The sequence below is a fragment of the Pauljensenia sp. UMB0895 genome (genome assembly GCF_030218905.1).
GTDB classification, from domain to species: domain Bacteria; phylum Actinomycetota; class Actinomycetes; order Actinomycetales; family Actinomycetaceae; genus Pauljensenia; species Pauljensenia turicensis_A.
On record NZ_JASOQR010000014.1, the window covers coordinates 90,530 to 114,606 of the forward strand.

20 protein-coding genes are annotated in these 24,077 nt (G+C 56.2%); 4 read left to right on the top strand and 16 right to left on the bottom strand.

Annotated features, from left to right (window positions below):
- Positions 1–48 precede the first annotated feature (48 nt).
- The 4 genes from QP503_RS07770 to leuC form a co-directional block, all read right to left on the bottom strand.
- Positions 49–990 carry a diacylglycerol/lipid kinase family protein gene (locus QP503_RS07770; protein WP_285101494.1) on the bottom strand — a complete coding sequence of 314 codons (942 nt, stop codon included), beginning with the start codon at positions 988–990 and terminating at the stop codon, positions 49–51.
- Between the two features lie 8 nt (positions 991–998).
- Positions 999–2,321, bottom strand: a complete 1,323-nt coding sequence (gene murA, locus QP503_RS07775) for a UDP-N-acetylglucosamine 1-carboxyvinyltransferase (RefSeq protein WP_285068044.1) — start codon at positions 2,319–2,321, stop codon at positions 999–1,001.
- Between the two features lie 159 nt (positions 2,322–2,480).
- A complete protein-coding gene (leuD, locus tag QP503_RS07780; protein WP_006681323.1) occupies positions 2,481–3,140 on the bottom strand; it encodes a 3-isopropylmalate dehydratase small subunit in 660 nt (219 codons plus the stop codon).
- 24 nt (positions 3,141–3,164) lie between these two features.
- A complete protein-coding gene (gene leuC, locus QP503_RS07785) occupies positions 3,165–4,565 on the bottom strand; it encodes a 3-isopropylmalate dehydratase large subunit (protein WP_219585304.1) in 1,401 nt (466 codons plus the stop codon).
- 161 nt (positions 4,566–4,726) lie between these two features.
- Here leuC and QP503_RS07790 point away from each other — a divergent pair, with 161 nt between their 5' ends.
- Positions 4,727–5,461 carry an IclR family transcriptional regulator gene (locus tag QP503_RS07790; RefSeq protein ID WP_006681325.1) on the top strand — a complete coding sequence of 245 codons (735 nt, stop codon included), beginning with the start codon at positions 4,727–4,729 and terminating at the stop codon, positions 5,459–5,461.
- Between the two features lie 86 nt (positions 5,462–5,547).
- On the opposite strand, the gene hpf is transcribed toward QP503_RS07790, so the two are convergent.
- The 4 genes from hpf to mtrA all read right to left on the bottom strand — a co-directional run bounded on the left by hpf (position 5,548) and on the right by mtrA (position 11,365).
- Entirely contained in the window at positions 5,548–6,195 is a 648-nt protein-coding gene (hpf, locus tag QP503_RS07795; protein ID WP_285068043.1) for a ribosome hibernation-promoting factor, HPF/YfiA family, read from the bottom strand.
- Positions 6,196–7,252: 1,057 nt separating this feature from the next.
- Positions 7,253–8,917: an LpqB family beta-propeller domain-containing protein gene (locus QP503_RS07800; RefSeq protein ID WP_285101496.1), complete on the bottom strand. Its 1,665-nt coding sequence runs from the start codon at positions 8,915–8,917 to the stop codon at positions 7,253–7,255.
- A 38-nt stretch (positions 8,918–8,955) separates the two neighbouring features.
- Complete coding sequence (gene mtrB, locus QP503_RS07805) at positions 8,956–10,542, bottom strand: MtrAB system histidine kinase MtrB (RefSeq protein WP_285101511.1); 1,587 nt, start codon at positions 10,540–10,542, stop codon at positions 8,956–8,958.
- A 142-nt stretch (positions 10,543–10,684) separates the two neighbouring features.
- Positions 10,685–11,365 (bottom strand): MtrAB system response regulator MtrA, encoded by a 681-nt coding sequence (gene mtrA / locus QP503_RS07810; protein WP_285068039.1) that lies wholly within the window; start codon positions 11,363–11,365, stop codon positions 10,685–10,687.
- A 155-nt stretch (positions 11,366–11,520) separates the two neighbouring features.
- On the opposite strand from mtrA, the gene QP503_RS07815 reads away from it, so the two are divergent.
- The gene (locus QP503_RS07815; protein WP_285101498.1) at positions 11,521–12,669 is read left to right on the top strand and encodes a DUF7847 domain-containing protein; all 1,149 of its coding nucleotides are present in this window, start codon (positions 11,521–11,523) and stop codon (positions 12,667–12,669) included.
- A gap of 19 nt (positions 12,670–12,688) precedes the next feature.
- On the opposite strand, the gene QP503_RS07820 is transcribed toward QP503_RS07815, so the two are convergent.
- On the bottom strand, positions 12,689–13,198 hold the full coding sequence (locus tag QP503_RS07820) for a DUF3499 domain-containing protein (protein ID WP_006681332.1): 510 nt from the start codon (positions 13,196–13,198) through the stop codon (positions 12,689–12,691).
- A gap of 76 nt (positions 13,199–13,274) precedes the next feature.
- Between QP503_RS07820 and QP503_RS07825 the strand changes: the two genes are divergently transcribed.
- Positions 13,275–13,694, top strand: coding sequence for a metallopeptidase family protein (locus QP503_RS07825; protein ID WP_257878415.1), 420 nt, complete (start codon positions 13,275–13,277; stop codon positions 13,692–13,694).
- Between the two features lie 97 nt (positions 13,695–13,791).
- Here QP503_RS07825 and QP503_RS07830 read toward each other — a convergent pair whose 3' ends face one another.
- The 3 genes from QP503_RS07830 to QP503_RS07840 are packed head-to-tail and all read right to left on the bottom strand — an operon-like array spanning position 13,792 to position 18,754.
- Complete coding sequence (locus tag QP503_RS07830) at positions 13,792–15,204, bottom strand: DUF5719 family protein (RefSeq protein ID WP_285101500.1); 1,413 nt, start codon at positions 15,202–15,204, stop codon at positions 13,792–13,794.
- Entirely contained in the window at positions 15,201–18,443 is a 3,243-nt protein-coding gene (locus tag QP503_RS07835) for a glycosyltransferase family 2 protein (protein WP_285101502.1), read from the bottom strand. The genes QP503_RS07830 and QP503_RS07835 overlap by 4 nt, the downstream gene beginning before the upstream one ends.
- Positions 18,444–18,457: 14 nt before the next feature.
- Positions 18,458–18,754: a WhiB family transcriptional regulator gene (locus QP503_RS07840; protein ID WP_103631983.1), complete on the bottom strand. Its 297-nt coding sequence runs from the start codon at positions 18,752–18,754 to the stop codon at positions 18,458–18,460.
- 221 nt (positions 18,755–18,975) lie between these two features.
- Between QP503_RS07840 and QP503_RS07845 the strand changes: the two genes are divergently transcribed.
- Complete coding sequence (locus QP503_RS07845) at positions 18,976–19,740, top strand: hypothetical protein (protein WP_219585315.1); 765 nt, start codon at positions 18,976–18,978, stop codon at positions 19,738–19,740.
- A gap of 21 nt (positions 19,741–19,761) precedes the next feature.
- On the opposite strand, the gene QP503_RS07850 is transcribed toward QP503_RS07845, so the two are convergent.
- From QP503_RS07850 to QP503_RS07865, 4 genes are all read right to left on the bottom strand, one after another.
- Entirely contained in the window at positions 19,762–20,709 is a 948-nt protein-coding gene (locus QP503_RS07850; RefSeq protein WP_285101505.1) for a glycosyltransferase, read from the bottom strand.
- A gap of 3 nt (positions 20,710–20,712) precedes the next feature.
- Complete coding sequence (rfbB, locus tag QP503_RS07855; protein ID WP_103631986.1) at positions 20,713–21,720, bottom strand: dTDP-glucose 4,6-dehydratase; 1,008 nt, start codon at positions 21,718–21,720, stop codon at positions 20,713–20,715.
- 200 nt (positions 21,721–21,920) lie between these two features.
- Positions 21,921–22,892 carry a glycosyltransferase family 2 protein gene (locus QP503_RS07860; protein WP_285101507.1) on the bottom strand — a complete coding sequence of 324 codons (972 nt, stop codon included), beginning with the start codon at positions 22,890–22,892 and terminating at the stop codon, positions 21,921–21,923.
- Positions 22,885–24,075, bottom strand: coding sequence for an ABC transporter ATP-binding protein (locus tag QP503_RS07865; RefSeq protein ID WP_101627516.1), 1,191 nt, complete (start codon positions 24,073–24,075; stop codon positions 22,885–22,887). Before QP503_RS07865 ends, QP503_RS07860 begins: the two co-directional genes overlap by 8 nt.
- Positions 24,076–24,077 lie beyond the last annotated feature (2 nt).

Sequence of the window (24,077 nt, forward strand, 5' to 3'; positions counted from 1 at the left end):
CGAATGGGTGCAGGAGCGATCCGTCACGCCTTACGCCGACTACGTTCCTCAGACCAGAACGTCGACGATGTGCGGCGCCGAAGTCACGGTGAAGGGAATCTCGGCCACCTTATCGCCGTCCGCCATGGCAACCATGCCAACGGGCTGGGTAATTTCAATCGACGAGGCCGGCTCCACATGGATGACCTCATGCCCCTGCGAGCGGCCACCCACAACCTTCGCCAAGATCGGAAGAGCCTTCAACAACGGGATGTCTTCAACGTGGCACAGTTCCATGATCCCGTCGGTCATATCGGACTGAGGAACAAGGCGAACGCCACCACCCAATCGTCCAGAGTTAGAAACGGACGTGATCCACCCAGTAAGCTCGCGTTCTTGCCCATCAATCTTCAGCGTAATGGTGGAAGGACGATGGGTTGCGAGAGCAGCGAACGCTCCATAGCCGTATGCGATAGGACCAGACGTAAACATTGACTCGTTCGCCAATAGATTCGCCTTCGCATCCAAGCCCAAAGAGACCAGGCCCAAAACCAGGGAATGAACAGTTCCGTCTGGGGTGGTCACCCACATTCCGTCCATCGGGCGAATTCGCGAAGCAAATAGCTCGTCGCTTTCTTCGTTCACAAAACCCAATTCTGCCAACTGTTTCGCGCGAGCTGACGCATCGGGGCTGATCCCAAGAGCTCGACACAGATCATTGCCTCGTCCGCCAGGAATCGGCGCGAACAACGTGCCAGTTTCGTGGGCGCCTCGTGCGATCGCCGAAATGAAACCGTCACCACCCAGGGCGCCAATCACATCCTCGGTTGTTGCAGACGCAATCTGACAAGGGTCATCTGACGCTCTGGTGACGCTGACTCGGACCGCCCAACCACCGCCACGTAAAATGCGGACAACTTCGGGGCCGACGTTCACTGAACGACCACCGGCTGACATAGAAGAAATCAGCAGATGGATTGATCGCCTCTTCGCCGTAGTGTGCGCAGTCATTGATTCGCTTACTTCACGTAGTCGACGCGAGCATCCAGCTGGTGCAGCTTCTTCGTAAAGTGCTCATAGCCTCGAGCAATCACATCAATGCCAGCAACCGTAGACGTTCCCTGAGCGGCAAGCGCAGCAATCAGATGCGAGAAGCCACCGCGCAGATCAGGAACCTCGATGTCCGCACTATGCAGCGGAGTGGGGCCGGAAATAACAGCGGAGTGGAAGAAGTTACGCTGGCCGAAACGGCACGGTGTTCCGCCCAGGCACTCGCGGTAGACCTGAATATTTGCGCCCATCTTGCGCAGGGCCTTCGTGAACCCAAATCGGTTCTCATAGACAGTTTCGTGAACGATCGACAGGCCTTCAGCCTGAGTCAAAGCAACGACAAGAGGCTGTTGCCAGTCGGTCATAAAGCCCGGGTGTACGGCCGTTTCAAGGGCAATCGACTTCAGTTCGTCACCGGGATGGTAGAAGCGGATGCCGTCAGAGTCGATGTTGAACGCTCCACCAACCTTGCGGAAGGTGTTAAGGAAGGTCGTCATGTCGGGCTGGTGTGCGCCACGGACATAAATATCACCGCGGGTTGCCAGCGCAGCGGCGCCCCATGATGCAGCCTCAATACGGTCAGGAAGTGCGGTATGGCGGTAGCCCTTCAGCGTGGGCACGCCTTCGATGCGGATCGTGCGGTCCGTATCGACGGAGATGATGGCACCCATCTTCTGCAGGACGTTAATGAGATCCATGATCTCAGGCTCGATCGCCGCCCCCTTCAAGGTGGTAATACCTTCAGCACGAACAGCGGTCAAAAGGGTCTGCTCGGTGGCACCGACTGAAGGGAATGGAAGCTCAATAACCGCACCGTGCAAGCCCTCTGCGGGCTTCGTGATGTGGACGCCGTCAACACGCTTATCGACGTTCGCGCCAAACTTGCGCAGGCCTTCAAGGTGGAAGTCAATGGGGCGACCACCGATGTTGCACCCACCCAGTTCCGGGATGAAGGCTTCACCGAGCTGGTGCAACAACGGACCGCAGAACAGAATCGGGATGCGCGAAGCCCCGCCGAGGGAATCGATATCAGAGCGCGACGCAACCTGAACGTTCGTCGGGTCCAGCGTCATCACACCGGTTGTTTGGTCGAAATCAACAGTCACGCCGTGAAGGCGCAACAGGTCCGACACAACATCAACGTCGCGAATCAACGGCACGTTCGACAGCTGTGATGGAGATTCACCAAGAAGCGACGCAACCATCGCTTTGGGCACGAAGTTCTTGGCACCACGAACAGTGATTTCACCGGTTAGCGGGTGACCGCCTTCAACGCGAAGCACGGAGGGCATGAATCAGGCTCCTCAAAAAGATGAATAGTCTGCCTCAACTTTAAAGCACGGCGTGCCGTGAGCGTCTGCAAAGGAGAGTCACGTCTCCCACAGATTCACTCACGGCACAACACACTCAGATGAAACCGAGTTTCGAAGTATTCAGTGATCCGAACTCATTCAGCGAGCGGACGGCATTCCCAGTCCAACAGGACGAGCAGGAATGACCTCTTCCTTCGGAAGATACTTCGCCGGAAGCGTCTTCGGCTTGAAAGAAGGACGGCTGGTTTCGTAGGCGTCGATTGCGTCTTCGTCGCGGAGAGTGAGAGCAATATCGTCGAGGCCCTCCATCAGGCACCAGCGCACGTAGTCATCAATCTGGAAGGACGCGGTGACCGGACCGGCGGTCACCGTCTTGTTTTCAAGCGAAACAGTGACTTCTGTGCCCGGCTCGTTTTCGAGGATCTTCCACAGGGACTCACAGTCTTCTTGAGAGATCACGCCAGCAACAAGACCCTGCTTACCCGCATTGCCTCGGAAAATATCGGCAAACTTGGCAGACAGGACGACGCGAAAACCGTAGTCCTTCAACGCCCATACCGCGTGTTCACGCGACGAACCGGTACCGAAGTCGGGGCCGGCAATCAGGACAGAGCCAGAGCGGTACGCATCCTGGTTCAAAATGAACTCGGGATCGTTACGCCAAGCAGCGAAGAGAGCGTCTTCGAAGCCGCTGCGAGTAATGCGCTTCAAGTAGACGGCGGGAATGATCTGGTCGGTATCGACGTTCGAGCGACGAAGCGGAACACCAACACCGGTATGGGTCGTGAACTTCTCCATGAGTGTTATCTCCTTCTTCGTTTCTTACAGATCAGCGGGGCTGGACAGGGTGCCTCGAACCGCAGTTGCAGCGGCAACCAGCGGGGAAACCAGGTGGGTGCGACCACCCTTACCCTGGCGACCTTCGAAGTTACGGTTCGAGGTGGATGCTGAACGCTCCCCTTCCTTCAGCTTGTCGGGGTTCATTGCCAGGCACATCGAGCAACCGGCATTACGCCATTCGGCGCCGAAGTCGGTGAAGATCTTGTCCAGTCCTTCAGCTTCAGCCTGCAGGCGCACGCGAGCAGAGCCGGGCACGACCAGCATGCGCAGGCTGTCTGCCTTCTTACGACCCTTGATGACGGCTGCCGCTGCACGCAGATCCTCGATACGACCGTTCGTGCACGAGCCGAGGAAGACGGTATCGATCGGGATTTCACGCATCGGAGTGCCCGCCTCGAGCCCCATGTATTCAAGCGCACGCTGGGCTGCCATCTTGCCAGTCTCATCGGTGAAGTCATCCGGATTCGGGACAGTGGCTGAGAGCGGCACGCCCTGGCCGGGGTTTGTGCCCCAAGTGACAAATGGTTCAATATCGGCTGCTTCGAGGATGACCTCGTTATCGAAGACGGCATCATCGTCGGATCGCAGAGTCTTCCAGTATTCGACTGCGCGTTCCCATTCTTCCCCTTCGGGAGCGTGCGGACGTCCCTTGATGTATTCGAAGGTGGTTTCGTCGGGAGCAACCATGCCGGCGCGGGCGCCCGCTTCAATCGACATGTTGCAGATCGTCATGCGGCCTTCCATCGACAGCTCGCGGATTGCTTGGCCTCGATATTCCAGAACGTAGCCCTGGCCACCGCCGGTGCCGATCTTTGCGATGACAGCGAGGATGATGTCCTTCGCAGTCGACCCTGCAGGCAGGGAACCGTTGACGGTGATTGCCATGGTCTTGAACGGAGCCAGTGGCAGGGTCTGGGTTGCCAGAACGTGTTCGACCTGGCTGGTACCGATACCGAATGCGAGTGCGCCGAATGCACCGTGCGTCGAGGTGTGCGAGTCACCGCAGACAATTGTCATACCCGGCTGAGTGATACCCAGCTGCGGGCCGACAACGTGAACGATGCCCTGGTCGGCATCACCCAGCGAGTGCAGACGAATACCGAACTCTTCAGCGTTCGAACGCAGAGTGTGAATCTGTGTACGGCTGGTCTCATCAGCGATCGGCAGGTCGATATCGAGGGTCGGGGTATTGTGATCCTCGGTGGCGATCGTCTGATCGGGACGACGAACCTTTCGCCCTGCCAAGCGCAGCCCTTCGAAAGCCTGGGGACTGGTCACTTCGTGAACAAGGTGGAGGTCAATGTAAAGAAGGTCAGGGGCGCCACCTTCGCCCTTTTTCACAATATGGTCTTGCCAGACCTTTTCGGCCATTGTGCCGGTCATGTTTCCCCCTTGCGTGCGTTCAAAATAGTCCTGAACAGCGCTTACTTACAGGCAAACGGTCACCGAGCGACTTATTCGCTTGCTGTTTCCTTGTTCATCGTCTGCCGTTTCAGCATGCGAAGAGTTGCAGTCTCATTGGTTGAGATGGCAAACTTTTGAATATGGAGGATTCAACGACTAGTGGAGTCGGAGTTCTTGACAAGGCAGCACTCGTTCTCGGCGCGCTTGAAGCCGGACCTGCTACCTTGGCTCAACTCGTCTCCGCGACAGGTTTGGCCCGACCCACCGCGCACCGTCTAGCGGTTGCCCTTGAGTACCACCGCATGGTTGCTCGCGACATGCAGGGACGTTTTGTTCTCGGTCCCCGCCTCCAAGAACTCGCTTCGTCTGCTGGCGAAGACCGTCTGCTTGCGGCGTCGATGCCCGTCCTGAAGGCTCTTCGGGATCATACGAAGGAATCCTCACAGATCTTCCGTCGCCAAGGCGACTACCGTGTCTGCGTTGCCGCATCCGAACGTGAGATGGGTCTGCGCGACTCCATCCCGGTTGGCGCAACTCTATCGATGTCCGCCGGTAGCGCAGCACAGGTTCTGCTTGCATGGGAAGAACCCGACCGCCTCCACCGTGGTCTTTACGGAGCCTCTTTCAACGCAACGACGCTCTCTCAGGTTCGTCGTCGCGGGTGGGCACAGTCTGTCGGCGAACGCGAGCCGGGAGTCGCGTCAGTTTCCGCTCCGGTACGAGGCCCCTCGGGTCGAGTCCTCGCCGCCCTGTCGATTTCCGGTCCGATTGAACGCATGGGGCGCCAGCCCGGTCGCCAGCACGGCCCGTCCGTCGTCGCAGCGGCAAACCGCCTGTCTGACTTCCTGCGTAGTGTCGAAGACGGCGAGCTCTAGCCTCCTCTGCCGTCTTTAACCTCCAACGCATAAAAGTGTGAGCCCCAAGAAAACTCTTGGGGCTCACACTTTTGGCTATCGAGTCGTCAGCAGTCCGTTGTCGTGTTCAGACGCAGGACACCGTAGGTCCAACCGTGTCGGTGGTAGACGACGCACGGTTGCTTCGTTTCCTTGTCAATGAACAGGAAGAACGGGTGGCCAACCATTTCCATCTGGTTGAGTGCTTCATCAACCGTCATCGGTTCGGCTTCGTGAACCTTTTGACGAACCAGGATCGGAGTATCGCCAAGCTGCTCTTCGCGCGCTTCGCCAACCTTGAGGTCTTCCGCAGAGCGAAGTTTGAGCGGAGCGGCCTCTTCGATGGTATCTTCAACCGGCACGGGTTCTTCGAGGAACTCGACCTCATCCATCTCGTGAGAGTAGCGACGACGATGATCCTTGGCGCGGTCACGCAAGCGACGGAGGCGTTCGAAGAGTTTACCGGCCGCAATATCTACAGCTGCGTAGCGGTCGCCGGATTCTGCTTCTGCTCGAATGATTGGACCCTTGCCGTAGACCGTGAGCTCAATTCGCTCGGCGGTATCTGCTTGGCGAGGATTACGTTCGTGTGTCAGTTCCACGTCGACGCGCTGAGCGCGCGGGTAGAACAGGGTAATCTTCGAGACTTTCTCTTCGACGTACTCACGGAAGTTCGGGTGGATTTCCGCGTTGCGTGCGACGACAGTGATGTCCATTTTTCCTCCATGGGAAGCTGGCGAGCTTCGTTGCTCGCGGGGTTGAATGTCCGATTGCCTCATCGCATCGGACGGTGATCGTAGCTATCACCCCCAGTCACTGGGCAAAGACGCCATTCTTCGGGTCATCTTTGCTCTATCGGTTATACGCCTATCATACCCCTTTTTTCGTGAGCTGCGTCATAGAAAGGCTAAACTCGGGCACATACGCCGACCGCGTCAACCCGTCCAACAGCGCGCGCCACCTCACGGCATGTCGCTCCTGTTGTCAACACATCATCAACAATCACTACCGCCACATTGGCGGGAATACGAAGCCGCCGGCGCATGGATCCGGCTCGATCGAGACGGCGGCCTCGTCCCCCACGACCCGCTTGAGAGCGCACGCCAAACCGCAAACAAACTGCGCCAACCACCCGCGCTGGCCGTCCACTGACCTGCGCAAGCCCTAACGCAACACCCCGGGCAAAAGCGCCGGTCACATTCTTACCGTGAAGCACTCGTTTCCAGCTCGACGGCGCAGGAATCACCCACCACGGCTCATCGCCTGGAAGCGCAGTGGCAAGACAACGCCCCACACTTGCGCCCGCGTCATATAAGAAGTCGTCGCCACGAAAGGTCGGCGAATGTTTAGAGGCGATGATGATGTTCCTCAACTCGCCGTCATACCTTCCGATAAACGCCATCGGCACGGTGGCGCCACTTCCGTCATTATCACAGGGCGCGCATGGCATTCCCGTTTCGCTCTTCCCTAAGGTCACGAGACCGATCCGCTCTAATCGAGCGGATCGAAGCGCGATACTACGACAACGCGGACACACGACATGATCCCAGACCATACAACCCGCACATTGAGCAGGCATCAGTATTGACAGCAGGGACAAAACCGCGATGCGTAAACGCTGAAGAAACTCCATTTCTCCATCATGTGCCTCTGCTTCAAGGAGAGCGAACGGGGAATCTGCATTCTGTGGATAACCCGCCTCAATTGCTACGGTGTTTAACAATTGTTCACTTTGACGTGAAAACGAAACTGAAAACGAATCAGATATGCACTCTAGCCGGGGAATCGCACGTCGGCGAAAGTTGCGGGCATAGCCTGCCATAAAGCACCCGTTCGACACGTGACGCTACCCGAACGGACCTTCACACACACATTCGCCGTCGTCAGACCAGCACTGACTGCTAAGGCCTGATCTGGAACCTCGGACTGGGAAACAAAGCCACCAATCGCAACTTCATCGAGTTCCATATCGTCACTATCAGCCGACGATTCAGCCGAACGAACAACCACATAGGACGACGAACCAGCCCACGAAAGATCAGCAATCTGCCCGTGAATACCGAGAATCGCCTGACCGTCTTCAAGGCCTAATGGCACACCGCTACTATCTCGCGCAACCGCGAACATCCAAGCGGTCGCGTTCGACGGCGTTCCAGACAAAACAAGAGCTCGCGCGCCATCGGGCGAAATGGCAACGCGAAGCACGCTCACAACACCTGTTTCATTCATGGGAACACGTCCAACCTGGCCGTCGGGAGTCGTTGCAATGATCGGTCCGCTTGTTGAAGCGGGCGACCAGACCCAGCCGAAGCGGTCAATCGAAGGAGCCCCGGCCTCGTTCCCCGACCCCACGTCCACCGACGAATGCGCGCCTTGAGCACCCGAGGCGGACACGACCAGCGAATTTCCTTCGCGCCATGCCACAACATCGCGGTTAATCGGCGACACCGCCGGATACGACGCGGAAGACGCAGGAGAAATCGGCAAGTCAAACGGTGTCAGAGTAGAGCCCGCCAGCGATCCAATGCGGCCTGCCTGCAAAGCAATTCGCGTATCCAACGAATAGGAGGACAACGCCGGAGTCTCGACCCCTTCAAGAGAAACCCCGGAAAGACTCAGATCCACTGTGGAAATCTGCGAATCCTGAAGGAGGGTTTCCGTCACCTCCCACGCAAGAAGCTGACGCGGGGTTCCCTCGCCAACCGTGGGGGAGCTCAGATCCACTTTCGCGATCTGATCACTGATTTCAACCCCCTGAGCCGGGAACGTCGTTCCACCGGGAATCGCATTCATGACCGCCGCTTCGATCGTTTGGCTCGGCCCAGCGATCAGACCTGAGAGCAGATGCGAGGCAAGGCGACGCGAAGGATACCAACGAGGATCCGCAACCAAGGCATCCCCGGTCCTCGCTGGGAAATAGAGGTTCGCTTGTTCATAGGCAGCGCTGAACGCCGTTTGAGAAACGATGAACGCATCTTCGGGGGAATCGATGCGCCACTGCCCGCCCTCTTGGACCAGGTTGAACGTCGACGAGATCATGGAGTCTTCGCTCCGCGTCATCACGCCTTCACTGTTCACTGAGGCGACAGCGGGAACAGTCACCGTTGCTGTTAACGTTCCCGATCCCTCATCACCTTTAATTGAAATCGACGGCGACGAAGCAGTGTCATAGATCAGAGCCTCATCATCTGGTGCCCACACCTGCTGGGAAGCAGCCGTTAAAAACAAGCGCGCAGTCGCAAAATCATCATTCGTTCCCGCAGCGCTTGCAAGAAGAAAATCAGAAATCAACGTCTGCGGATCAGAATTCTTCAAAGGCCCATCAGCAGCAAATTCAACGGGATCAACGTCAGGAACAGACACCTCAAAGGGCGCTGGATCCGATGCCAGAGGCAACGCAATACAGCCGGCAAGGCCAAACATGAGGATTCCGGACAATAATCCGGACGCACATCGTCGCTTGAGGGCACACCTCATCATGTGGCTTCCTCCCACAATTCAAGAGGAGTCGACACTACGGTCCCACCCGCCGCCTTCGGCAGGGTCATCACGAACGAGGCTCCTTCGCCAATCTTTCCTGTCGCAACCAAAGTGCCCCCGTGAAGCGCCACGTCCTCTGCAGAAATGGACAGACCCAACCCGGTACCACCCGTTGTGCGTTTACGCGAAGAATCCGCGCGGAAGAAGCGGTCAAAAACGTGGGAGGCTGTTTCCTCACTCATACCGGCGCCATGGTCGCGCACCCTGACAGCAACGTCTGTTTGACTCTGAGCGACCGTAATATCAACCGGAGTTCCTTCAGCGAATTCAAGAGCATTCACGAGAAGATTGCGTAGCACGCGCTCGATACGACGCACATCAATCGGGCACGCGCACCGTTCTTCGCCCGCGTGAAGTGCGACGGGTACACCCAGCCGATATGCCAGCTCAGTATTAGCTTCAATAACCCTGGCAACAACCGTCTTCAGGTCCGTCATTTCAGCTTCAAGATCGGCTGAGCGAGCATCGTAGCGTGAGATCTCAAGCAGATCGGTAAACAGTGAATCCATTCGTTCTGTCTGATCGTGGAGAAGTTCAGCCGATCGTTTCGCCAGAGCGGGGAGGGCATCCCGGTTATCCCAGATGACTGAATCCGCCATCTTGATTGTCGTCAAAGGCGTTCGAAGTTCGTGGGACACATCGGAAACGAAGCGCTGCTGAAGCTGTGAGAGCTCATCGTATTCTTCGATCTTTAATTGTAAGGATTCAGCCATCAGGTTGAAGGCCCCCGACAGCTGAGCCATTTCGTCACTGCCCTTGACGTCAAGACGAACGTCCAGATCACCGGTAGCAAGTTTCTTCGCCGCATCTGCCGTTTTGCGAACGGGACGAAGCAACTGAAATAGCATCCAAAACGCGCCAACTGGCAGAGCAATCATCAAGGGAGTGGCGGCGACCAAAAGGACACGCATCACCATATTCACTTGGCGTTGATCGGAGGCAAGGGAATAGACGATGTACAGTTCGTGCGTTCCTGCTCGAGGAAGACGCACCGTCGTTCCGACAAGGATTCCCGGATCCACGTGATCGCCGTTGGCTGGGATGGCAACAGACTTCCACTGAGCCTGTCCCCCGTTTTGCACGGCATCACGCATTTCGGTGTCGATCAACGCATCAACATTCGCGTCGACGATCTGGTTGATACGGAACGTCGATGTCGAGGTCTGAGAACGCAAGAGAATAACAGAAACAGCACCCGCACCGCCGGCAGATGCCCGAATGTTCTGAACAACCTGACGGGCAGCTTCCTGAACCTGATCGGGAGTTGAAGCCGTTGACTGGTCGAAAACAACCTGGGCGCTTGAAAAACGCAGGGCTGCGTCTTCGAGGATCTGAATTCGACGCGACTCAAATGCGGTATCTTTCAACTCAGCAGACACGAGCAGTCCGAAAACAGTGATCACTCCGAGGGCTGCAACCGTGATCGCTAAAGCCGAACGAAGTGATAGCGAGGCGCGGACCGCGCGCGCAGGCCCAGAGCGATAGACGGCTGTGTAGACACGCGAGTTCGTCCACTTACGCACACGTGTTCGAAGGCTCTGAACCCACTTCTTCAGCCGCGGATACTTGTGATAAGGCGTGTCAGGCGAGCTGGCAACATCGCTGGTTGAAGTCACCGCGTCATCTTGAACGAGCTCCGAGTCAGTGTCGCTTGCCACGCCACGGTCAGGCGCCTGCGCCGGCACGGTAGCCGACTCCCCTCACCGTGATAACAACTTCAGGCTTTTCCGGATCTCGTTCGATCTTCGAACGCAGACGCTGGATATGAACATTCACAAGACGTGTATCCGCCGCATGGCGGTACCCCCACACCTGCTCAAGAAGTTCTTCTCGACTAAACACCTTCCACGGTGCTCGCGCCAGCGCGACAAGAAGATCGAATTCAAGCGGGGTCAGCGAAATTGCTTCGCCCCCACGCATGACCTCGTGCCCAGGAACATCAATCTCGACGTCATTAATCGACAGCTTTTCGTCACCTGAGTCGTCACGCCCACGCAGACGTGCACGAATTCGAGCAACAAGCTCCTTCGGCTTAAACGGCTTTGCCACATAGTCGTCCGCACCTGCTTCCAGGCCAGCCACAACATCTGACGTATCCGTGCGAGCGGTCAGCATGACAATCGGAACATCCGACTCCAGACGAATCTGTCGGCAGACTTCAATTCCGTCGAGACCGGGCAGCATGAGATCCAAGAGGATCAAATCAGGATTCGACGCGCGGAAAGCCGCGAGCGCTCCGCTTCCATCTGAGCAGGTGGCGATAGCAAATCCTTCGGCTTCTAATACGATGCCAATCATCTCTGCAAGGGCGACGTCATCGTCGACTACTAGGATTCGCGAAGTCATATAACGATCGTGTCACGATCGAACGGTTTTTGTGACTCGACTCGCCAAATGGTTCAACGTTACCCCTTTTCGCTACCCTTTTCCCTTATCTTTTTATCGTCTCATGCCATACTTTTTTCATCTTCATTGATTGAAGTGACCTCCAGAGAGCCGTCATGACTGATTCAAACGACTTCCGCCACCTCCACGTGGGTTCATGGGGAGAACCGGATTCTCCGAACACTCCACAGTTCCACCCACAGGACAATGCCACTGTGTGTGCCTCTCAGGATCCTTCGTCCACCCAGGGATTCAATCAGCCTCCCCTTCAGGCAATGAACTCCACGCCAATGTCGCCCGGTTCTCCCTCCCCAGTTCAGCCCGGAATTATCCCCCTGCGCCCACTGGGCGTGGGTGACCTGTTTTCTGGAACGTTCGAGGCTCTTTCAAAGAACCCGTTCATCTTGTTTATTCTTCCCGGAATCGTCACGATTGTTACTGGGATCATTACGCTCGTCACGATCTATTTCGCGTTACCGAATTTCACGTCGCTTGTTGATTTTGACGGTCGCATATCGACCGATGACCTGTCGACAATCGGGATGACGATGACGCTTCGTACTATTCCCTTCGTTCTGATTCTGCTTGGTCTAGCTGGCTTGTTCCCAGCGATCGTGGTTCCAAACGGTACGGCTGACGCGATCATCGGTAAGAAGCTATCCGCCGAAGATGCCTTCAAGCGCTTTAAGTCCAGACTGCTTGCCATGATCGGTTTAAACATTCTCTGGGCATTCCTCTTCACCCTGATCGTCAGCGTTACGTTCACCGTATTCTCGCTGGTCGCCCTAGGCGTAAACTACGTCACCGACCGTAGCCACACTCAGATGATGATGGTTTTCTTGCTCTTCGGCTCAGTTGGAGCGATCACGACATTCCTTGTGTGCGTGTTCTTCCACGTTCGGTTCATTTTTGCTCAAACGGTATGCGCGGTAGAAAATCTCTCCCCATTTAAAGCGTTGAAGCGCTCGTGGAAGCTCACACACGGCGTAGCGTTCAAGACTCTTGGACGCACCATCCTGATTGCAATGGTGATGGGCGCGATCGGAAGTATTTTCTCCGGAGTGCTCTCCACATTCACTACGTTCACCATCAGTACCGATCCGCAGATGTATCTGACCGCAATTCCGTTAGCGGCAGTAGCATCCACGATCGTGCAGATGCTTGTCATGCCTCTTTCGCAGACATACATCGCGTTGATGTACGTCGACGAACGTATCCGCAAAGAAAACTTCGCTTACACGTTGATGGAGCAGATTCGTCACTGAGCCTGCTGAGCGCGTCCGTTTAGTGTGAGTGCGGAGCGTCAGAATCAGAAATAACCGTGAACTGAGCCCTGCGTTTCGCATACGGAGACTGCGGGTCAAGAGGGCTTGAAGTATCAGGATCTTGGGACGTAAACGGACCTCGTTCGCAGGCCTCGTAGGTTCGCGGTCTGGAACTACGCGATGGCGAATCCGTTGCCTGAGAGGCGGACGAACGCGGAGGAACTCCAGCCTGCGATGCTTCGGATGACGAGGTAGGCGTCTTGGCGGCCTGGCGAACCGCGTCCACAAGGGCAAGCAGATCGTCGCCCGAAGGCGGAACCGAATCAAAGTGGGTAACAAGTCGGATGAGCTGCCAGTCCTGAGGCGGATTAAAGCGGTTCGCGTGGTCTTCGCACATGTCATACGCGTTGGGTTGCGCATATGTTGACAGTGGGCCGAGGACAGCCGTAGCGTCCGCATAGTCATAGGTCAACGTGGCAACTGCCGGACGCGAGCATCCTGGCTTAGAACAAAGACGAGCCGAAATCACCCCCATAGCCTACGCCAGGATTACCCATTCGGGGCGTTGGCACTCTGGCTAAGGCGAAGCACGTTAATGTTGTGGGGTGCCTAGTCGAATTCATCATCCTCGTCGCGATCCTCATGGTCGTGGTGGCAGGGGTCCCGTCTTTTTCCCGGGAACACCCGCATGGCGAACCAGGCGCGAAGCCTTCGATGAAATGATCGGCGCGCACATCGTAGAGCTCACTCGACGCTGGCCCGAAGTGGCAACAATCGAATTCGCTACCGAGGATGTTCCTCCGTCAAATCCAGCTCCGTGGGAATCTCACGCTGAAGTGCTTGCGCGCATTTTCCACGCTGATCGCAGGCGAGGTCTTCGAGACAGAATTGTCATCTATCGGCTTCCGATCGTTCTTCGCGCAGGCGATCAGGACATCGTGAAGATTACACGTCAGATTCTGGTCGACAGGATCTCGCACATCTTGGCGATTCCGCCGGATGAATTAGACGAATACCTGCGCTGACAGGTTGAAGACACACTGTCAGCCGAACACGTTGTCAGCGCGTCGGCTAATATGCGTGCCTTACCTAGTTGAAAACACACTGCCAGCCGGGACGCCGTCAGGGGCCGACGTGGACCCTAGCTTGTTGCGTTGCCAACCCTCCGGTGCCGACATTCCACGTTGCATGCACAACACCATTCGGAGTTGTTGCGCTGACAACGATGGAGGCGTAAATCTGCTGATCAGATGTCACCTTGCCGTCATCTCTAGGAAGATCAACGACGGTGGATGTGCCCGCAGGAACTTGGACTTCCCGACCAGCAACGCTGACCGTAGCATCTGAGGACGCATCCGTGAGAGGATTCACCAGTACCATCTGCGCAGTCACGTCGCTCACACCGGAGTTACTTTCCAGAGACGTTGCGCGCAGAGGCGTGGCACTCAGTTCCTTTGTTACCAGATCACTCAGGGTTGTTAGCCCCGGAACATCTGCCTTCGAGAGAGCGTTCGCAGTGGCGATACTCGACAGGATCGTCCACGTCTGATCCGTCTGCGCCCACTTTCCGCCATCCCACGATTGTTCAATGGCACTCACGACCGGCGCATCGGAAGTGACCATAATGCCACTGGCGGTTGACGCGATACCCGTCAGTGGAATATCCAGAACGGTTTGGGCATCAATTTCCAGTTCTGTTCCTTCGACAACCTTTGACCCGTCCTCGCCGATCAAGGTGACCTGAATCGACGCGGGGTCTTCCCCGGGGACACCGATGCGGAGAAGAGACGCTGTTTCGCCACCAAGACCCGCGAACACTACTTGTGTCGCAGGTTTCGTCGACGCACTCCATGTGGCACCAGCGGGGATTTCGCCATCCAATCGGGAAGTTTGAGCCCACGCGGAGATGCCCACCGAATCGGACTCAATATGCAGGGCGATTCTCTCTTCGTCGGGGTACCAGCCCGAGGGCACGACGGTGATCGTTTTCCCAGCGGGCACGGTGAGCGTGTGCGGAGCATCGTCCAGCAATCCAATCGGCCCATAGCCGGTCACGGAAACGGTTGCTGGGGTTGCGCTGGGATTGGCCAGAGCAAGAACAACGTCATTACCCGCATACGTCGAGCCCGTAAGAATCCATTGATCACCGCTGGGAAGTGAGCAGCCCGTGGCTGACAATCCCAGTAGTTCTCCGCCGCCTTGGCCAGTGATGACAACACCTGTAGGAACGCTGATTTCTTCATTTGGCGCCCCTGAGGCAGTGATCGATCGGGCCAGTTCATCACCGTCTGTGGGGGCAAGAGTCGACCAGATGTGTCCTGCAGTCGTGGTGGCAGGAGTCGACGCGAATGGGTCAATGATTCCCGGTGGACATGCAAGCGTCACCGATGACGGGGCAGCCGTGATGACGGGTGTTTCAATCGTCGTGGGTTCTTCACCGGACAGGAACGTTGTAGCGCTAGCGGCAAGCCCCAAGAGTGCAAGCGCACCAAGGGAAGCGAGCAGTGCGACCGGTTTGTTCATGCGTTCAGTCATGAGCGACGCTTCCTCCACGGCATACCGGCCAAGAACGCGAATCCTAGAGCCACCAGTGATGCGATCATCCACGGGAGTTGCCACCAGCTTTGATGCCACACGTGAAGCTCTCCGTCGGTAACCCCACTAAATGCTTGCGCCCAGCCATTGGAGGCCAGCTGCGGGGTGAGCTCGGTTCCGTTCACTGTTGCTTTCCAGCTGGAATGCGCGCGTTCTGCCAGCTGCACTGTCGCATTCGTTCCGGTGTTTTCAACCGTTCCACGCGCATCAAGCAAGCCGGAGTCGAGGCTGGCGACGGTGTTGAACGCATTCAGTGTCACCCGCGCAGGGGTACGGCCTTGCGGGCGGATACGCCACAGGTATCCCGCATCGGTTTCGCCAACGCGTTCAATGTCAGGGGCAGATGCCAGTGCTTGCACGAACTGCTGGACTTGTACAGAATCAGAGCGCACCAAAATCGAGTCGATTCCGTGCTCACCGATTGCCTGGACTGTAGAGGCGTCAGGGTAGGAAACGAGCGTGAGCACCAGCGTTTGAAGGTCTGCTGTTGCTGCGTCCGATGGTGCACCCGAGGTGGCCTCGTGGTAGGCGATCGCGCGGGTAAGCGCTGTTGAGTCGGTGAATGACGGTCCGTTTGCGCGCCACACGTTGGCATCAATGACGAAGAATGTTGCGTCTGCGTCCAGGACAAGAACGCGTCCTGCAGTTTCGGACGTTTGCGCCTGCTTGGACACTGCCGCGATCACATTCGGGTTGGCGACGACGTGGTCTGAAGTCAAGCGTTGAGTTTGCGTCAAGTCGCCGTCAGCGCCAAGCGCACGAATGTGAGTGAAAGCAGGAAGCACCCCACCGGCGACGATTCCGATTGTGCCGATGAAAGCGACCAGTTTCAGCCAGAACGGTGCTTTGGCGTCCCACGTCTTGACGTGAGAGGACGAAAGTGCAATGGCAACAAGCATGCCGACCGCGCCAAGCGAGAAGTAAGTGCCAGTCCAGATAGTTGTCGTGGTTGCTCCGCTCAGGCCTGCATCGAGTCTGGAGGCGAAGGGTGTCGACGCAAGAATCAGTGCACTGGTGAACACGATCAGTGGGACGACGCGGTTGCGACGGTGCGCGCTAAGCGTCGACGAGGTCATGACTGCGAAAGAGCATGCCACTCCCCCGATGATTAAGAATGCCGAAGGCGCGACCCAGATGCTCATTTCAAGAATCGACGAGGCCGCGCTTCCCAATCCGAGCACCGTGAACCACGAGGGCGCGGTCGTGGAAGCAAAGGTTCCGCCCGAAGCGTCCAGCAAGGCTCGCCAGCCTCCGGGACTGGTCAGGGCGAAAGCGTAGAGCGGAGTGACAAGAGCGACCGAAGGAAGAAGAGCGAGCAGAGCGCGAACCCATGGCAGGCGCCGGGTTGCGGTAGCCACAATCAGTACGAAGAGCACTGCAAGAAGCCCGGAAGGAAGCGCTGCAACAAGGAAAGCCGAGGTCAACGCAAAGCGCGCTAACGCACCGGTTCGTTCTGACCTGAGCAGTTCCACGGTGCCTTGCGCTCCGGCAATTCGCAGAGGCTCTGGCGCAGTGAGAACGCGGAACCATTGGTCAACGGCAAGGGGAAGCAGGACGTGGAAGAGTGCCGGTCCGATACGCCCCTGCGAGGCGGCAAGGCTGAGGGACGGAAGGAATGCCCATGCGAGCGATCCCAGGGCACGCACTGCGATGGACTGAGTCAGACGACCGGTCAGGTGCCATGCGCTCAGGCAGGAAAGTGGCCCGGTGAGCATCGCAATGATGCCGATAACGGTAGTCGGTTCGATGCCGGCAAAAGAGAAAGGCCACGTAATAAGTGCGAAGGGAATCAACAGCGGATCGTTAGGGCCGGCCATACCATCGCCACCGGGGATCCATGAAGCCCATGCTGCGTCCCAAAGATCGCTCCACGACGAAGGGAGAGTACGCCACGCGCCACCACTCACTGACGAGGTACGTCCCCACCAGAAGGCCACGCCGAGGGCGATCGTGGCGAGCATGATGGTCGCGAAAGCTACGCGTAAGCGCGAACGATACTGAGCGCGCGATGCGGTAACCAGCGGGTCTTCGTCTTTGTCTTGACCGATTGCCTGACGTCGTCTGCGCGCACTGTCACGCACCTGTCGACCGCTTACGTACAGCTCGCGAAGAACCTTGACGGGAACGATACGACTACGTGCTGCACGGTGACGCGCTAAGAGCAGGTGCGGGGTTATCGCAATCAGAGCCAACCATGCCCGCAATTCAGGCCAGAACAGTTCACCGCGACCGCTGACTAAGCGCCCAAAAGCACGCGCGGGCGACCAGAAGGCAAGCCAGAGCGCCAAGAATGGCAAAGTGAAGACTCGCACGCCCTTTGCCCAGTTATAGAGCTGGGCAAAGCGACGCTGGCCAAAACTCATATCGCGGGGGACGCGCGCGGAAATGGAGGAAGGCTGGTTGAACAGATCGAGAACGCGGGCATCGTCACTCGCTGTTGCAGGCTGGTCGTCTAAAGACTCTTCAGTGTTTTCGCTGAGCGCCAGTAGTGTCGGAGGAATGTACGAGGTACGAAGGTGGCGAATCCTCGCTTTGGGCGCTACAACAACGCGATAGCCGGCAAGGTGCAACCGGCGGGAGAAATCGAGGCCTTCTCCGAACGGACCGAGAGCAGTGTCAAATCCTCCCACTGCGTTCCAGGCAACGGTGGAGACGAGCATTCCCGCAGTGCCGACGCCCAGGACATCAGAGGTTGAGTCGTATTGTCCTTGGTCGATTTCGCCACGGAGAATTCCGTCAGCTCGACGCGCGCTGGACGTTGCCTGAATACCGCATTCAATGATGTGGGACCCATCGGAGCACATTTGTTTTGGACCGACGGCACCGATGGTGCGTGAGCGGTCTGCATGTGCCCAGAGGGCATTCAAGCAGTCTGGTTCAGGAATGGAATCGGAGTGAAGGACCCACGCCCACGCGTAGGTGTTCAGAGCAGCGTCTTTATCGGCGAACGCCCGGTTGAGAGCCTGCGAAATGTTCTTGGCGCGGGGCGCGCTGATTCTGTGGGCCGTGGGAGCAATGCGACCAATGAGCCCAGCAATTTCAGTGTCTGACGCTGGAGAACAATCAATAACATAGGTTGCACCAGGCTTCATTGTCTGGGCTTGAACAGCAACGAGGACGTCGCTGAGGATTTCAGTGGCCTCGTGAGCAACAACGAGAGCTACGACAGAGGAGCTCACTGGAGAGTCATCTTTCAGATAGCGAGGCGACGCATACGACGGCGTTCGCGCTCTGACAGCCCGCCCCAAATACCGAATCGCTCGTCGTGGTCGAGAGCGTACTGCAAGCATTCTTCACGAACTTCGCAGGACTGGCAGACAGCTTTTGCTTCGCGTGTTGACCCGCCCTTTTCGGGGAAGAAGGCTTCCGGGTCGGTCTGAGCGCAGAGTGCGTGCTCTTGCCATGCAAGAGGACCGTCAATCGACGCGTAGAAGTCAGCATCGAGTGCTTCAGACCAAGAAATCGGTCCGTCACCGAGAATGTTCCACACGCGAATATCTCCTTGCAGTTTTACATCAATATAAGAATTACACGCGTGTCATCTTCATAAGTCAAGCCCGAGGGAGTAATTGAGAAATCCTTGCCTGCCAGTTGCAAGAAGTGAACTATTGTGGTTAGCCAGTATTTGTGCGCCTCAAGCAGGTTTTCGGCAGGAATCCGGCATTGTTATTCGATGAGCTTGGAGAACATCTGTCCACTACGATTCCACTTATGACCACTTTCCCGCAACTCATTTCGCTTCTGGCAACACGTCCATCCCCGCAAATGACGATCTATTCGCACGAACGCGTTGAGTTCAACGGACCGGTCATTGCCCGCTGGTTCGCGAAGGTCGCCAATCTTCTGGGAAGCGACCTTGCTCCGAACCTGTTTGATGGCCCCTTTGGCTTCGAAACTCCCTCGACCGTCTCTTCTGACTCCAACAATGAGACGCGCCAAACACTGTGCCTCGCCGTGGGCCCGTGGCAGAAGCTCACGTGGAGCGTTCCCGCGCTTGCTATGGGATTGAAGCTCTGCAGTGATTCAGCAACGCTAGGTGTTTCCGACATCCTTGTGACAGATTCGGTTGACGAGGCCTCACGCGACGCGCTGAAGCGCGGCGCGTGGGTGTTAGCCCAACCAAGCACCTACCTCACGTTTTCGTGGAATGGAGAGCCCCTGCCTGATGGAGTGCTCGATGCACTCATGGAGGTCGGCGCTCAAAGCGACGCACTCGAAGTACCCATTCCACAGCGGGCACCCACATCCGTTGAAGAAGCGTGTGGCATCACCCACCCGCTTCCACCAGACACCGCGTCTTCTGAATCGCAACGCATTGCCCTTTATCAGTTGGATCATTGCGCCCCCATCGCAGTCACGCACTGGTTAACTGGGCGCAGCCTCGTACTTATTGATCCGAAACTGTATTCCGAGCAAGAGGCACAACGAATCGCTCAGTCAGAAGGCGCATCGCTCCTTCACGACGGCGCGCACTGAACGCGACTGAACAATCGGCGACTACCACACGCCCAATACGTGTGCGAGCGCCAGCTGGAAACCTTCACGAGGCTTGCGTCGAATCTGACGCCAACGACGAGCGAACTTCAGACGACCAGAAACAGACGTGTCCTCAAGCTCGCCGATCAATGTACTCAGATCCGCCATCACCTGATCGTCGTATCGTGCCACCTGACGCACAGCACGCGCGACCGCCAAGAACTGACCACGATAGAAACCGCTACGCAGACGCGCAAAACGGTCGGCATACGCTCCCAATCCCCTATTCGCGCCCTGCACATTCGCTTCATGCTGACGATAATCCAGGGTCGGCGTCGCACTCACAATCCACTTGGCACCAATCGCACGCGAAATCGCATACACGTACCAATCGTGGACACCGATGGCAGAGTAGTCCAAAAGCTCTAGAGCATCACGAAGTTTTTCATGGAATTCCGGCGTAAAAACATAGGTCGACCCCGGTCCGGCAGCCTCAAAAATGTGGTCCCACCGTTGCATGGCACCCGCTTTATCAATCAGAGTCTTCTTCCCCGACTGATCGAAGCTCGTGACATTCGAGGATGTCACATCCGCATGTTCAGCTTCAAGAATCGCAATCTGTCTGGACAACTTATCCAGATGCCACACATCATCTTGATCCGTAAACGCAACATACGAACCATCCGGACGATGCGTCATGAACAGATGAAGGAAATTCCCCGTCACACCCGGCGTACCGTCGCGAGGCGGAAGAAGCCGAATACGTCGATCCTGACCAGCGCGCTGTGCAACGTGTTCAACAGTGCCGTCTGTTGACCCGTCATCAGAAACGAGCAACGTTACGTCGACTCCCCTCTGATCAAGGATTGAATCGATCTGTTCGTCAATCCACGTCCGACCGTTGTAGGTCGCCATTAAGACCGTGACGCGCGGGTTTTCACCCAACGCGCCACGTGCGTGGCTATCCACGAATCAGTGACCTTCAGCCGCGTACTTCGCTTCGACGGCTTCCTTCAGCGGCGCCCACCATGCTTCGTTATCGGTGTACCACTTGATCGTGTCGGCAAGACCCGAGCGGAAGTCCGTAAAGTGGGGCTCCCACCCAAGTTCTTCGCGGAGCTTCGTGTTATCGATCGCGTAGCGCAGGTCGTGGCCAGGGCGATCGGCGACATGATCGAAATCGTCTGCCGGGTAGCCCATCAGTTCGTTCAGGATCGTGACAACATCATGGTTGTTCGTTTCACCGTCAGCGCCGATCAGGTATGTTTCGCCGATACGACCCTTCATCAGGATGTCCCAGACCGCCGTGTTGTGGTCGCGAACATGGATCCAGTCGCGAACGTTCAGACCATCGCCGTACAGGCGCGGACGGACACCGCGCAGACGGTTCGTGACCATGCGAGGAATGAACTTCTCGATGTGCTGGTAGGGACCGTAGTTGTTCGAGCAGTTCGAAATCGTTGCTTCCACACCGAACGAACGCACCCACGCGCGAACCAGATGGTCCGAGCCGGCCTTCGATGCCGAGTAGGGCGACGAGGGGTTGTAGGGAGTGGTCGGCGTGAACTTAGCGGGATCGTCCAGTTCCAGATCGCCGTAGACCTCGTCGGTTGAAATGTGGTGGAAACGAACCTTGTGGCGTCGGACTGCTTCAAGCAGGGTGAACGTACCAACCAGGTTCGTCTGAATGAACGGCGACGGATCGTTCAGAGAGTTGTCATTGTGTGACTCGGCAGCAAAGTGCACGACAGCATCAGCCTTCGCAACGACTGAATCGACAAGATCAGCATCCGCAATGTCGCCTTCAATGACGCTCAGACGTTTCGCCATGTCCTCGGACACATCGGTCAACGAGCCACGGTTGCCTGCGTAGGTGAACGCATCAAGAACAACAACATCTACATCCGGATGGTCTTCAAGAAGAGTGTGGACGAAGTTAGCTCCGATGAAACCAGCACCACCAGTAACGACGATTCGCACGATGAACTCCTAACAATTGAACAGCTTTATAGGCAATTATGCCGTACGAGGACATTGAATGAGCTTCAGACGCACCATCAACAGAAAAGAGAAGCCGGGGGAAGCACATTTCTTGATGCCGTGCTTGCGAGCACAAGAAGCCCTGATCACCTGAGGGGAGAAAGACGCACTCCCCTAGTCCCCATCAGCTAGATATCGTCTCAGGAATCAAAGCTTCGCAGAAGATCACGACCGAACGCCCAGATACCCCGCGAATACTTCGAGTAGTTGCCTTTAGACGCCTCCCCCATAAGCGTTGGGATCCGAGAAAGATGCCCTTTGGGCATGAGTGAACGAGCCTGCTGATGCTTCGCTGCCCGTTCTAAGCGTTCTCTGTCCTCTTCGAGTCCACGGTTGGTGCTGGCGACAAAGTGGAATGCGCTGAGGGCTCGCGTCAAGCGTCGCGCGTCATCATCAGAGTCTGCTGAAATCTTGCGTTTGATCTGAACAGATAACGGTTCTTTTTTCGCGCCAATTTGGTTATTCTCATGCTGGCGATAGTCCGTCAGGGCTTCTGGAAGAAGAACCAGCTGACGGTCAAAAGCGGCAATGAACGCAAGCCACTCGTCGTGGATCCAGCCGTCAGGAACCGGCATAATACTGCGCGCGAATTCCCCCTTCACCGCAGCCGTTGCGCCCGTAACAAGGTTCCGCTTGAGTAGTACCGCGAGCGCATCGCCATCGACGAGGTTCCGTTTCTCCCACGCGCTGACGTTGAGCTCTTCAAGAAGCGCCGATCCCTTTGGATTCCCCTCAGCGTCGACAAGGCGGGCATCAGAATGAACGAGCTCTTTGTCGTCAAGAGTTTCAACTAGTTTCTCAACTTTGTCCTGATGCCAGACATCATCCTGATCGCACAAAATAATGACGTCACCGGTCGTCGCGCTGATTGCATCAGCAAAGTTACTCCTGACGCCAAGGCCGGGATTATGACGCCGGACCATGAGGTCGATGTTTGTTCCAGCAACACGCTCTTCAACAATCTGAACTGTGTTGTCACTAGAAGCGTCATCGCCCAGAACAATTTCATCCACCGGCATGGATTGAGCCAGAATCGACTCAATCTGCTGAGCGATAAATCGTTCGCCGTTATACGTACACAGGGCGACGCTGATGCGCGGAGAATCAATCATTGAAAGTAATTGTTGGCATCATCGCAATCGGCCCCGTACCTGCATAAGGCCCAGCAACGATCAAGTCCCACGCGTTGTGGCGATGATTGATGGTCCTCCCAAGTCCATCTGCAATCCCCGCATGAAGGCGATACATTCCATCCCCAAGAGGAAGATTAGGAATCGAGAATGTGACTCGATTCTGACCCGTAACTGAAGGCATCACCGATTTTGAGGCATTGGTATCAAATGTAAACAAGTGCTGACCAAGATTGGTCTCGAATGTAATACCAACCAGCCAGTCATCCATTTTCTCTTCAGTGGTGAAAACCATCTGGACTTTCATATCATCGCCAGTATTCAGGCGATGAACACGATTACCGTGTGCGTCCTCAATATAAACATCATCGAGACGGACTTTGCCAAACAAGTAATCTGAAGGATCGCTTTCCTTCTGTTCCCTATCGGCAAGCTCAAATGCTTCACGAAGAGCATGAACTGCTTCTTGCGTATTACCGTCAAAAACAACGTGTCCATGATCGAGAACAACACCGCGGTCACAGACCGCATTCACTTGATCTGCTGAGTGCGAGACAAGAAGAATCGTTCGTCCTTCACGTTGAAATTCGGAAATCTTATCCATGCACTTTCGTTGGAATGGCTCATCACCAACCGCAAGGACTTCATCAACAAGAAGAATGTCCGGATCCGAGTGAACCGCAACTGCAAAGGCTAGGCGCACATACATTCCGGAGGAATAGAACTTCACCTGAGTGTCGATGAAGCGTTCGATTCCAGAAAAGGCAACGATCTCATCGAACTGTCGTTCAGTCTCCACGCGAGTCATGCCAAGAACTGATGCATTGAGAAAGACGTTCTCTCTACCAGTTAAATCCTGATGGAAGCCAGCTCCAAGCTCAAGTAAAGCCGCCATGCGCCCACGTGTAGTCACCGTTCCTGTCGTCGGACGAATGATCGAGCCCATGATTTTAAGCAGTGTAGATTTACCAGAACCGTTGTGTCCCATCAGACCGACTGTTTGATTCATTGGGATCGACAAAGAAACGTCTTCCAACGCATTAAACTCTTCGATATGAGCTTTTGAAGAATGGACGACTCGATCCTTTATCGACATATCTCGATGGATCTTAAAAGATTTTGACACATTATCTACACGGATAACATCTGGATAAGTCTTAGCCATTA

What these genes read in the sequence shown, in the direction of transcription:
- QP503_RS07770 (WP_285101494.1), bottom strand. Translation starts at nt 990, where the DNA reads ATGACTGCGCACACTACGGCGAAGAGGCGATCAATCCATCTGCTGATT.
- murA (WP_285068044.1), bottom strand. Translation starts at nt 2,321, where the DNA reads ATGCCCTCCGTGCTTCGCGTTGAAGGCGGTCACCCGCTAACCGGTGAA.
- leuD (WP_006681323.1), bottom strand. Translation starts at nt 3,140, where the DNA reads ATGGAGAAGTTCACGACCCATACCGGTGTTGGTGTTCCGCTTCGTCGC.
- leuC (WP_219585304.1), bottom strand. Translation starts at nt 4,565, where the DNA reads ATGACCGGCACAATGGCCGAAAAGGTCTGGCAAGACCATATTGTGAAA.
- QP503_RS07790 (WP_006681325.1), top strand. Translation starts at nt 4,727, where the DNA reads ATGGAGGATTCAACGACTAGTGGAGTCGGAGTTCTTGACAAGGCAGCA.
- hpf (WP_285068043.1), bottom strand. Translation starts at nt 6,195, where the DNA reads ATGGACATCACTGTCGTCGCACGCAACGCGGAAATCCACCCGAACTTC.
- mtrA (WP_285068039.1), bottom strand. Translation starts at nt 11,365, where the DNA reads ATGACTTCGCGAATCCTAGTAGTCGACGATGACGTCGCCCTTGCAGAG.
- QP503_RS07815 (WP_285101498.1), top strand. Translation starts at nt 11,521, where the DNA reads ATGACTGATTCAAACGACTTCCGCCACCTCCACGTGGGTTCATGGGGA.
- QP503_RS07830 (WP_285101500.1), bottom strand. Translation starts at nt 15,204, where the DNA reads ATGACTGAACGCATGAACAAACCGGTCGCACTGCTCGCTTCCCTTGGT.
- QP503_RS07845 (WP_219585315.1), top strand. Translation starts at nt 18,976, where the DNA reads ATGACCACTTTCCCGCAACTCATTTCGCTTCTGGCAACACGTCCATCC.
- QP503_RS07860 (WP_285101507.1), bottom strand. Translation starts at nt 22,892, where the DNA reads ATGATTGATTCTCCGCGCATCAGCGTCGCCCTGTGTACGTATAACGGC.
- QP503_RS07865 (WP_101627516.1), bottom strand. Translation starts at nt 24,075, where the DNA reads ATGGCTAAGACTTATCCAGATGTTATCCGTGTAGATAATGTGTCAAAA.